Origin of the sequence: Segeticoccus rhizosphaerae (assembly GCF_009192725.1) — a bacterium.
Lineage (GTDB): Bacteria > Actinomycetota > Actinomycetes > Actinomycetales > Dermatophilaceae > Segeticoccus > Segeticoccus rhizosphaerae.
The window spans coordinates 1-10426 of record NZ_VOHR01000117.1 but is presented as its reverse complement, the minus strand read 5'-3'; the positions used below and the strand labels follow the sequence as shown (position 1 = coordinate 10426).

At 70.8% G+C, this 10426-nt stretch carries 9 protein-coding genes; all 9 read right to left on the bottom strand.

The features are described 5' to 3' along the window. A partial coding sequence (pyrF, locus tag FRW57_RS11115; protein ID WP_152186012.1) for an orotidine-5'-phosphate decarboxylase occupies positions 1-892 on the bottom strand: 892 nt, incomplete at its 3' end. Then, positions 889-1920, bottom strand: coding sequence for a dihydroorotate dehydrogenase (locus tag FRW57_RS11110; protein ID WP_137121982.1), 1032 nt, complete (start codon positions 1918-1920; stop codon positions 889-891). The genes FRW57_RS11110 and pyrF, both read right to left, overlap by 4 nt. Further along, complete coding sequence (locus FRW57_RS11105; protein WP_137122027.1) at positions 1920-2726, bottom strand: dihydroorotate dehydrogenase electron transfer subunit; 807 nt, start codon at positions 2724-2726, stop codon at positions 1920-1922. Before FRW57_RS11105 ends, FRW57_RS11110 begins: the two co-directional genes overlap by 1 nt. A gap of 77 nt (positions 2727-2803) precedes the next feature. Further along, positions 2804-6160 carry a carbamoyl-phosphate synthase large subunit gene (gene carB, locus FRW57_RS11100; protein ID WP_137121981.1) on the bottom strand — a complete coding sequence of 1119 codons (3357 nt, stop codon included), beginning with the start codon at positions 6158-6160 and terminating at the stop codon, positions 2804-2806. Then, positions 6160-7338 carry a glutamine-hydrolyzing carbamoyl-phosphate synthase small subunit gene (gene carA / locus FRW57_RS11095; RefSeq protein WP_137121980.1) on the bottom strand — a complete coding sequence of 393 codons (1179 nt, stop codon included), beginning with the start codon at positions 7336-7338 and terminating at the stop codon, positions 6160-6162. The genes carB and carA overlap by 1 nt, the downstream gene beginning before the upstream one ends. Beyond that, positions 7335-7895: a PH-like domain-containing protein gene (locus FRW57_RS11090; protein WP_152186011.1), complete on the bottom strand. Its 561-nt coding sequence runs from the start codon at positions 7893-7895 to the stop codon at positions 7335-7337. Before FRW57_RS11090 ends, carA begins: the two co-directional genes overlap by 4 nt. Before the next feature lie 52 nt (positions 7896-7947). Continuing rightward, positions 7948-9234, bottom strand: a complete 1287-nt coding sequence (locus tag FRW57_RS11085) for a dihydroorotase (protein WP_137121978.1) — start codon at positions 9232-9234, stop codon at positions 7948-7950. Continuing rightward, on the bottom strand, positions 9231-10193 hold the full coding sequence (locus FRW57_RS11080) for an aspartate carbamoyltransferase catalytic subunit (RefSeq protein WP_152186010.1): 963 nt from the start codon (positions 10191-10193) through the stop codon (positions 9231-9233). The genes FRW57_RS11085 and FRW57_RS11080 overlap by 4 nt, the downstream gene beginning before the upstream one ends. Further along, positions 10193-10426 (bottom strand): phosphoribosyltransferase family protein (locus FRW57_RS11075; RefSeq protein ID WP_338055365.1); only part of this gene is annotated, 234 nt, incomplete at its 5' end. The genes FRW57_RS11080 and FRW57_RS11075, both read right to left, overlap by 1 nt.

Sequence of the window (10426 nt, the reverse complement as noted above, 5' to 3'; positions counted from 1 at the left end):
CGGCCCGGCTGCTGCTCGCGATGACGTTGGGCAGGGCCGCGCCGAAGACGGTCCGCAGGTCTTCGGCGCTCGCGCCCTGTGCGCCGAATCCGGGCGCCAGCAACGGTGCTCGGCTCGCGGCGAGGTCGATGCCGAGCCGTTGCACCGCGTCCCCGATGGTGGCGCCCACCACGAGGCCGACGCTGCCGAGCCGCGACGTGCCAGGACTGCCCGCGCTGTTCGCACCTTTCGGGTTGGCCTCGTGGTTCGCGTTGGCCTCGTGGTTCGCGTTCTCCAGGGTGACCGCGTCGACGATCGCACCGGAGACGCTGCGGCCCGCGCGATCGGCGTGCTGGACCGACGGGCCGTCGGGGTTGGAGGTGAGGGCCAGGACGAAGATCCCGCGACCGGTGGACCGCGCGAGATCGAGGGCCGGCCGCAGGGAGCCGTAGCCGAGGAAGGGGCTGACCGTGATGGCGTCGGCCCGCAGGCGGCTCTCGTCCGACAGGTAGGCGATGGCATACGCCTCCATCGTCGAACCGATGTCGCCGCGCTTGACGTCGAGCAGCGAGAGCGTGCCGGAGCCACGGAACGCTGCGAGCGTCCGCTCGAGCACGGCGACTCCCTCGGACCCGAACCGCTCGAAGAACGCCGACTGCGGCTTGACCACCGCGACCCGTCCGGCGAGGGCCTCCACACAGGTCTGGGCGAACTGATCGAGCCCGCTGACCGTCACGGGCAGTCCCCACTGCGACAGCAGCCGGGGGTGCGGGTCGATGCCGACGCAGAGCGGCCCCTGCTCGTCCAGGGCGGCGCGCAGTCGGCTGCCGAAGTCCTGCGGGGCCAGGCTCTTGGTGTCCTCGGTGGTCCCAGTGGTTCCGGCGGTCTCGGTGGTCTGCTGCGCGGATGTCATCGCTGCGGGTCCAATCTGGTGTGGGCGATACCGATCGCGTCGTGGATGCCGGGGAAGCCTCGCGTCGCGAGGGCGTGCGCCAGCTCGTGGAGCACCCGGTGTGGTGCGCGCGGGTCGTTGAAGGTGGCGGTGCCGACCTGCACCGCGCTGGCGCCGGCGGCGACCATCTGCAGCGCGTCGTCACCGGTGCGCACTCCCCCGACACCGACGATCGGCACCGTCGGCAGCCGACCTTCCAGCATCGCGGCGTGGACCTGCCAGATCGCGCGGACGGCGACCGGACGGATGCCGGGGCCGGACAAGCCCCCGGTGACCCCCGCGAGCTGGGGCCGGAGGCGATCGGTGTCGATCACCATGCCGAGCAGGGTGTTGATCATGACGAGACCATCGGCGCCCGCCTTCACACAGGATCGGGCGACCTCGACGATGTCGGTCACGTCGGGGCTCAGCTTGGCCAGGACGGGGATGTCACGCGGCAGCTTCTCCCGTACCAACGCGATGACCTTGGCTGCGGCGAGCGGGTCGCAAGCGAAGACGAGTCCGCGGTTGGCCACGTTGGGGCAGGAGATGTTGACCTCGACCCCCACGACGGCGTCGAACGCGTCGCTGGCCCGGAGCACCGCGGCGACCTCGGCGTACTCACCGCTCGAGCTCCCGGCGATGGACACCATCGCCCGTGCACCCACCGACTTCAGCCAGCGCAGGTCGTCCTTGACGAAGGCGTGGATTCCCGGCCCCTGCAATCCGATCGAGTTGAGCATGCCGCTCGGGGTCTCGGCCATCCGCGGGGTCCCCCGGCCGGACCGTGGGCCGCCCATCACGGACTTGGTGACGAAGGCACCCAGCTGCGACACGTCGAAGAACCGGTGCAGCTCCTTGCCGTTGGCGGCGCAGCCCGAGGCGGTCATCAGCGGGTTGGGCAGCGTCCGCCCGCCGATCTGCACGGACAGGTCGATCGCCGGCAGCCGGTGCTGGTCACCTCGGGCCGAGGTATGCCGTGTGCTCGAGGTGGTGGGGGCGGTCGCCATCAGTGGCCCCCTCTCGCCGGTGCACCCACGGCGTCGGCGGGCACCCGGCCCCAGCCGGACTCGAAGGATTCCCAACGGATCCGGTCACCCCGGAAGATCGGCCCCTCGACGCAGGACCGGACCATGCGGGTCACCCCGTCGTTGCCCGTGACCGGCATGACGCAGGTCATGCACACCCCGATGCCGCAGGCCATCGACTCCTCGACCGCGACCTGGGCGACGGCGCCCTCGGCCCCGGCGACCCGGGTGATCGACTCGAGCATGCCCATCGGGCCGCACCCGTAGACGACGGCTGAGCCACTGCGGCGGATCACCTCGGGAAGCACGTCGGAGACCCAGCCTCGGGTGCCCACCGATCCGTCGTCCGTGGTGACGGTGACGGCCCCCGCGGAGCGCCGCGCCTCCACCACGCCGAAGAGCCGGTCCTCGCTGGCCGCGCCGAGCACCATCTCGACGGGACAGCCTCGCTCGCGCAGCTGCGTCGCCAGCCAGAACAGCGGCGCGCTGCCGTAGCCTCCGCCGACGAGCACGCACGGGACGGGCTCCTTGGGCAGCGGAAACGCGCGGCCGAGGGGCCCGACGATGTCGACGCCGTCGTGCGGCCGCAGCGCAGCGAGCCACTGCGTGCCGGGTCCCTTCGCGGCCACCACCACCTCGACGGTGCCGCCGTAGGTGCCGCTCGGACTGACCCGGTGGATCGAGAAGCAGCGGCGCAACAGGTTGGCCGACGTCTGGCCGCCGACCGCGAACGCGACGAACTGGCCGGGGCGGGCCAGCTCGGCGATCCCCGGCGCCACGAAGGTCATGTGCTGGTAGGCGCCGACCCGGCGGGTGGCGATGAGCTCGCCCGCCACCTGCGGGATCCGACCGGCGACCGGCTCCGTCACTGCTGTCCCTTCCGACGTCCGAACAGGTCCAGGTCGACCGCGTGCTCCTGCAGCGACTTCACGGCCAGTGGCCCGGCGTTCAGTGCCTCGATGCCCTGGACCGCGGCGCCGAGCTGCTGCACCGTGGTGATGATCGGCTTGTCGATGCTCGTCGTGGCCGCCCGGATGGCGTAGCCGTCGGCCCTGGCGTCCCGCCCCGACGGGGTGTTGATCACCATGGCGATCTCACCGGCGGTGATCCGGTCGACGATGGTCGGCTCGCCACCCGCGCCCCTGCCCTGGCTGTGCTTGCGCACGATCCCGGCAGTGATGCCGTTGCGCCGCAAGACTTCCGCGGTGCCTGCCGTGGCGATGAGGTCGAAGCCGAGGTCGGCCAGCCGTTTGACCGGGAAGATCATGGCCCGCTTGTCCCGGTTGGCCACCGACACGAACACCGTGCCGCGCCGCGGCAGCCCGGTCACCGAGAACAGCTGGCTCTTGGCGAAGGCCGCACCGAAGTTGTCGTCGATGCCCATGACCTCACCGGTCGAGCGCATCTCCGGCCCGAGGATGCTGTCGACGACCCGGCCGTCGGCGGTGCGGAAGCGCTTGAACGGCAGGATCGCCTCCTTCACCGCCACTGCGGACCCGGCCGGCATCAGGCCGCCGTCGCCCGTCGGCGGCAGCAGCCCCTCCTTGCGCAGCTGGGCGATGCTGGCGCCCAGCATGACCCGCGCGGCGGCCTTGGCCAGCTGCACACCGGTCGCCTTGGCGACGAACGGCACGGTCCGCGATGCCCGCGGATTGGCCTCGAGCACGTAGAGAACGTCCTGGGCGAGGGCGAACTGCACGTTCATCAGGCCCCTCACGCCGATCCCCTGCGCCAGCTTGAGCGTGGCCTCGCGGACGCGCCCCAGTTCCTCGGGTCCGAGGGTCACCGGCGGCAGGACGCAGGCCGAGTCGCCCGAGTGGATACCGGCCTCCTCGATGTGCTCCATGATCCCGCCGAGATACATCTGCGACCCGTCGTAGAGCGCGTCGACGTCGATCTCGATGGCGTCGTCGAGGAAGCGGTCGACGAGCACGGGATGCTCGGGGGACGCGTGGGTCGCCCGGGTGACGTAGCCCGAGAGGGTCTCATCGTCATACACGATCTCCATCCCCCGGCCGCCGAGCACGTAGGACGGCCGCACGAGCACCGGGTAGCCGATCTCCTTCGCGACCTCGATCGCCTCCTGGGCGCTGTATGCCGTGCCGTGCCGCGGGGCCGGCAGCTCCGCCTCGGCCAGCACCCGCCCGAAAGCACCGCGGTCCTCGGCGAGGTCGATCGCTTCGGGAGTGGTGCCGACGATCGGCACCCCCTCGGCCTTGAGCGCGGCCGCGAGCCCGAGCGGGGTCTGGCCGCCGAGCTGGACGATGACACCGGCCAGCGGTCCGGCAGCCCGCTCGGCGTGCACGACCTCGAGGACGTCCTCCAGGGTGAGCGGCTCGAAGTAGAGACGGCTCGACGTGTCGTAGTCGGTCGAGACGGTCTCGGGGTTGCAGTTGACCATCACGGTGTCGAACCCGGCGTCGCGCAGGGCGAAGCTGGCGTGCACGCAGGAGTAGTCGAACTCGACGCCCTGCCCGATCCGGTTGGGCCCGGAGCCGAGGATGATCACCGCAGGGCGCTCGCGCGGCTCCACCTCGGTCTCCTCGTCGTAGGACGAGTAGTAGTAGGGCGTCTGGGCGGCGAACTCGGCCGCGCAGGTGTCGACGGTCTTGTAGACCGGCCGGACGCCGAGGGCGTGGCGGACTCCGCGCACCACCGCTTCGGGCAGCCGGGTCAGCTCGGACAGCTGGGCGTCAGAGAAGCCGTGCCGCTTGGCCAGGCGCAGCAGCGCCGGGGTCAGCTGACCGCCCTCCTGGGGGGCGCCGGTGGCACCCACGGGGGTGTCACCCTGCGCGATGGTCTCCGCGACCTGGTTGATCAGGACGATCTGGTCGAGGAACCACGGGTCGATGCCGGTGGCCTCGTGCACCTCCGCGACCGACAATCCGCCGCGAAGAGCCTGCTGCACCAAGACGATTCGACCATCCGTGGGGGTGCGCGCCTGCTCCAGCAGGGCGCGGGCCTGCTCGGAGCTCGGCGCCTCGTCCTGACGCCAGTGGAAGCTGGATCCCGTGCGCTCCGCGGACCGCAGTCCCTTCTGCAGGGCCTCGGTGAAGTTGCGTCCGATGGCCATCGCCTCGCCGACGCTCTTCATCGTCGTCGTGAGGGTCGGGTCCGCCGCCGGGAACTTCTCGAACGCAAACCGCGGCACCTTGACCACCACGTAGTCCAGCGCCGGCTCGAAGCTCGCGGGCGTCTCCCGGGTGATGTCGTTGGGGACCTCGTCGAGGGTGTAGCCGATCGCCATCTTGGCCGCGATCTTCGCGATCGGGAAGCCGGTCGCCTTGGAGGCAAGGGCCGACGAGCGAGAGACCCGGGGGTTCATCTCGATCACGATCATCCGGCCGTCCTGCGGGTTGATGGCGAACTGGATGTTGCACCCGCCGGTGTCGACGCCGACCTCCCGGATGATCGCGATGCCGACGTCGCGCATCCGTTGGTACTCGCGGTCGGTCAGCGTCAGGGCGGGCGCCACGGTGATCGAGTCGCCGGTGTGCACACCCATCGGGTCGAGGTTCTCGATGGAGCAGACGACCACGACGTTGTCGGCGTGGTCGCGCATGACCTCGAGCTCATACTCCTTCCAGCCGAGGATGGACTCCTCGAGGAGCACCTCGGTGGTGGGACTGTCGTGCAGGCCCGCGCCGGCGATTCGGCGCAGCCCCTCCTCGTCATAGGCGAACCCCGAGCCCAGCCCGCCCATGGTGAACGAGGGGCGCACGACCATCGGGTAACCGAGGTCCTCGGCGGCCGCCAGCACCTCGTCCATGGTGTGGGCGATGATGCTGCGGCACGACTCGGCGCCGCAGCGCTCGACGACGCCCTTGAAGGCCTGGCGGTCCTCGCCGAGCTGGATCGCCTCGACGTTGGCACCGATCAGGGGACAGCCGTACTTCTCCAGGACGCCGTTCTCGTGCAACGCGATCGCGGTGTTGAGTGCGGTCTGCCCGCCCAGGGTGGCGAGCACGGCGTCGGGCCGCTCCTTGGCGATGATCGACTCGACCACCTCAGGGGTGATCGGCTCGATGTAGGTCGCGTCGGCGAACTCCGGGTCGGTCATGATCGTGGCCGGGTTGGAGTTGACCAGGATCACCCGCAGGCCCTCGTCACGCAGGACCCGGCACGCCTGGGTGCCCGAGTAGTCGAACTCGCAGGCCTGCCCGATGACGATCGGTCCGGAGCCGATCACCAGCACGCTCTTGATGTCGTCGCGCCGTGGCATCAGCGGTTGTCCTCCATCATCTGTGTGAAACGGTCGAACAGGTAGCTCGCGTCGTGTGGTCCGGCCGCGGCCTCAGGGTGGTACTGCACCGAGTAGGCAGGTAGGTCAAGGCACTCCAGCCCCTCCACCACGTCGTCATTGAGGCAGACGTGCGACACCCGGACACGTCCGTATGCCGTACCGGAGCCGTCGCTGGGCGCGGCCACCTCCCCGTCGGTGGGCGCGTCGACGGCGAAGCCGTGGTTGTGCGCGGTGACCTCGACCTTGCCGGTAGCGCGATCCATCACCGGCTGGTTGATGCCGCGGTGGCCGTACTTCAGCTTGTAGGTGCCGAAGCCCAGCGCCCGGCCGAGCAGCTGGTTGCCGAAGCAGATGCCGAAGAACGGGATCCGGGCGTCGAGGACCTCTCGCAGCAGCGCGACCTGGTGGTCGGCGGTGCCCGGGTCGCCGGGTCCGTTGGAGAAGAACACGCCGTCCGGCTCGACGGCTCGCACCTGCTCGAAGGTGGCGGTCGACGGCAGCACGTGGACCTCGATGCCGCGCCGGGCCAACAGCGCCGGCGTCATCGCCTTGATGCCCAGGTCGAGGGCCGCGACGGTGAACCGGCGCTGCCCGACGGCCGGCACGACATACGGCTCGGTGGTGGCGACCTCATCGGCGAGCGCCGCCCCGGTCATCGGCGCGGAGCCGCGCACTCTGGCGAGCAGGTCGTCCACGGGCGTGTCGGCATGGTCGCCGGAGAAGATGCCCACCCGCATGGCGCCGCGCTCGCGCAGGTGGCGGGTCAGCGCGCGGGTGTCGATGCCGCTGATGCCGACCACGCCCGACGTGGCGAGGTCGTCCTCGAGGGTGCGCTGCGACCGCCAGTTGGACGGTCGCACAGCGGGATCGCGCACGACGTAGCCCGCGACCCAGATGCGGCTCGACTCGCCGTCCTCGTCGTTGACGCCGGTGTTGCCCACGTGTGGCGCTGTCATGACGACCACCTGCCGGTGGTAGCTAGGGTCGGTCAGCGTCTCCTGGTAGCCGGTCATGCCGGTGTTGAAGACCGCCTCGCCGACGGTCTCTCCGCGGGCTCCATAGGCCTGTCCTGTGAAGGTCCGGCCGTCCTCGAGCACCAGGACGGCGCGCTCGAGCGAGGACGGGAGGGCCGCGGCCTGTTCCTGCGTGGTGGTCACTGGTCTCCATCCGTGGTCGCGGTGTGCTGGGGCAACAGTCGGGTGACCGCCCCGATCAGGGCCTCGGCGTCGGCGGCGTGCCGCGGGAGGAAGCCGGTCTCGAATCGCTCGACCGCTTCCTCGCCGTCATCCCCGCCCGGGTCGTTCGGGTCGCCGTGCCACGTCACGACCACCATGCGGTCCTGTCCGATGAACTTGCCAGCCATCCCACGATCGCGTCGGACCGTCTCGATCCGCGAGCGGTCGAGCCGCAGGTCGGCTGCTCCCTGCCGCTCGTAGGACACGCCCTCGTCGTCGACGAGCATGGTCGCCGCGGAGCGCACCCCGAGCCCGGTCAGGCCGCCGGTCGCCACCCGGTCGAAGCGTGACTGGTCGGTGGTGGTGCTGATGTAGGTGCCGCGGGAGGCGATCCCACCGGCGCCGGCGTGCTCGGCACCCGCGGTGGCGACCGCGGCGGAGGGGTGGCGACGGGTCCGCCGCCACCACCCGAAGTACATCAGCGCATAGACGGCGGCCAGGATCAACAGGAGCAGCAAGACGGCCTCGAGGCGGGTCACGCGGGGCCCCCGCGAAGTATCGGAGCGCAGCGGAGAACTTCGTGGGGTGCGATCACGCGAGGGTTCCCTTCAGGACGGTGGGACGGCCGCGCAGGATCGTGGCGTGTACCGCGCCGGTGAACGTCCTTGCGTGCCAGGGGTTGTTGCGCGAGAGCGACCGGGACGCGGCCGCGTCGACGGTGACCTTCTGTTCCGGGTCAACGAGGGTCAGGTTGGCCGGCTCACCCTCGGCGAGCGGCCGGCCGTGGCCCTCGAGCCCGGCGATGCGGGCCGGACGGACCGCCATCGCCTCGGCGACCGCGGCCCAGTCCATCAGGCCGCTGCGGACCATGACCTCGCTCACGACCGACAGCGCCGTCTCGAGGCCCAGCATGCCGAACGCTGCGTCGGCGAAGGCATGTTCCTTGTCGTGGCGCGCGTGCGGGGCATGGTCGGTCGCGACGGCGTCGATGGTTCCGTCGGCGAGTGCGTCCCGCAGCACCTGCACGTCCTCGACCGGGCGCAGCGGCGGGTTGACCTTGTAGACGGGGTCGTAGTCGGCGAGCAGGTCGGTCGTCAACGCCAGGTGGTGTGGCGTGACCTCCGCGGTCACCGCGATGCCCCGGTCCTTGGCCCAGCGGATCACCTCGACCGAGCCTGCCGTCGAGACGTGGGCCACGTGGACGCGCGAGCCGGTGTGGCGCGCCAGCATCATGTCGCGGGCGACGATCGTCTCCTCCGCGACCCCGGGCCAGCCGGGCAGACCGAGCCGGCCGGAGAGCTCGCCCTCGTGGCAGCAGGCGGCGCTGGTCGCAAGCTGCGGGTCCTGCGAGTGCTGGGAGATCACGCCGCCGAAGGCCCTGACGTATTCCAGTGCCCGGCGCATGACCCTCGCGTCGTGGACGCACCGGCCGTCGTCGGAGAAGACGCGCACCCTTGCCCTCGACCGGGCCATCAGGCCTAGCTCCGCCAGTTCCTCTCCCGCGAGCCCCTTGGTCACCGCGCCGACCGGCTGCACGTCGACCAGGCCGACGCGCTCCCCCAGGTCCAGGATCCGTTCGGCGGCCTCACCCGTGTCGGTCACCGGGGTCGTGTTGGCCATCGCGAGCACGGCGGTGTAGCCGCCCATCGCGGCCGCCTCCGAGCCGCTGCGGATCGTCTCGGCGTCCTCGCGGCCGGGCTCGCGCAGGTGCGTGTGCAGGTCGACCAGTCCCGGCAGTGCCACCAGGCCGTCGGCGTCGATGACCTCGGCACCGCCTGCTGAGCCGATCGACCCCACCTCGGTGATCAGGCCGTCCTCGACGAGCAGGTCCTGCCGGCCTGCACCTGCGAGGTCGGCGCCCTTGATGAGCAACGTCATACCGACTTTCCTTCCACGAGCTCCCGCTCCCCGACACCCTGCTCCCCCGCCAACGCGTGGTAGAGCACCGCCATCCGCACCGCCACCCCTGCCGACACCTGGTCGAGGATGAGCGATCGCGCGGAATCTGCTGCGTCTGCGGCGATCTCGAGACCGCGGTTCATCGGGCCCGGGTGGGCGATCACCGCGTGGTCCGGCAGCAGCTCGAGCCGTTCGCGGGTCAGTCCATAGCCGACGGTGTATTCCCTTGCCGTGGGGAAGAATCCGCCACTCATCCGCTCCCGCTGCACCCGCAGCATCATCGCGCCGTCCACCGTCGGGAGCACCGCGTCGAGGTCGTATGACGTGTCGAACCCGTCCTTCGCGGCCCACCCGTCGATGCCGCTCGGCATCAGTGTCGGAGGAGCCACCAGCGTGACCCTGGCGCCGAGGGTCTTCAGACAGATCAGGTTGCTGCGCAACACCCTCGAGTGGGTCAGGTCTCCGACGATGGCGATGTGGCGCCCCTCGAGGTCGCCGAGGCGGTGGCGGATCGTGTAGGCGTCCAGGAGTGCCTGCGTGGGGTGCTCGTGCATCCCGTCGCCGGCGTTGATGACGACCGCGTCGATCCACTTCGACACCTGCAACGTTGCGCCGCTCGCCTGGTGCCGGATGACCAACCCGTCGACACCCATCGCCGCCACCGTCAGCACGGTGTCGCGCAGCGACTCACCCTTGCTGACCGAAGACCCCTTGGCGGAGATGTTGATGACGTCCGCGGACAGCCACTTCCCGGCGATCTCGAACGAGGAGCGCGTGCGGGTCGAGTCCTCGAAGAAGAGGTTGACCACGGTGCGGCCGCGCAGGGTCGGCAGCTTCTTGACCTCGCGCCGCTGCACGTCGTGCATCGAGGCGGCGGTGTCGAGGAGCTGCAGGACCTCGTCTCGGTCGAGGTCGTGCATCGACAGCAGATGGCGCATCAGCGGTCTCCCCCGCAGATCCGGACCTCGTCGCGGTCGTCGTGCTCGGTCAGCAGGACCTGCACGCGTTCGCTGCTAGAGGTGGGCAGGTTCTTGCCGACGTGGTCGGCCCGGATCGGCAGGTCGCGGTGGCCCCGGTCGACCAGCACCGCGAGCCGGACGGCGCGGGGGCGGCCCAGGTCGCCCAGGGCGTCCATCGCCGCCCGCACGGTGCGGCCGGAGAAGAGCACGTC

What these genes read in the sequence shown, in the direction of transcription:
- FRW57_RS11110 (WP_137121982.1), bottom strand. Translation starts at nt 1,920, where the DNA reads ATGGCGACCGCCCCCACCACCTCGAGCACACGGCATACCTCGGCCCGA.
- FRW57_RS11105 (WP_137122027.1), bottom strand. Translation starts at nt 2,726, where the DNA reads ATGACCTTCGTGGCGCCGGGGATCGCCGAGCTGGCCCGCCCCGGCCAG.
- carB (WP_137121981.1), bottom strand. Translation starts at nt 6,160, where the DNA reads ATGCCACGGCGCGACGACATCAAGAGCGTGCTGGTGATCGGCTCCGGA.
- FRW57_RS11085 (WP_137121978.1), bottom strand. Translation starts at nt 9,234, where the DNA reads ATGACGTTGCTCATCAAGGGCGCCGACCTCGCAGGTGCAGGCCGGCAG.
- FRW57_RS11080 (WP_152186010.1), bottom strand. Translation starts at nt 10,193, where the DNA reads ATGCGCCATCTGCTGTCGATGCACGACCTCGACCGAGACGAGGTCCTG.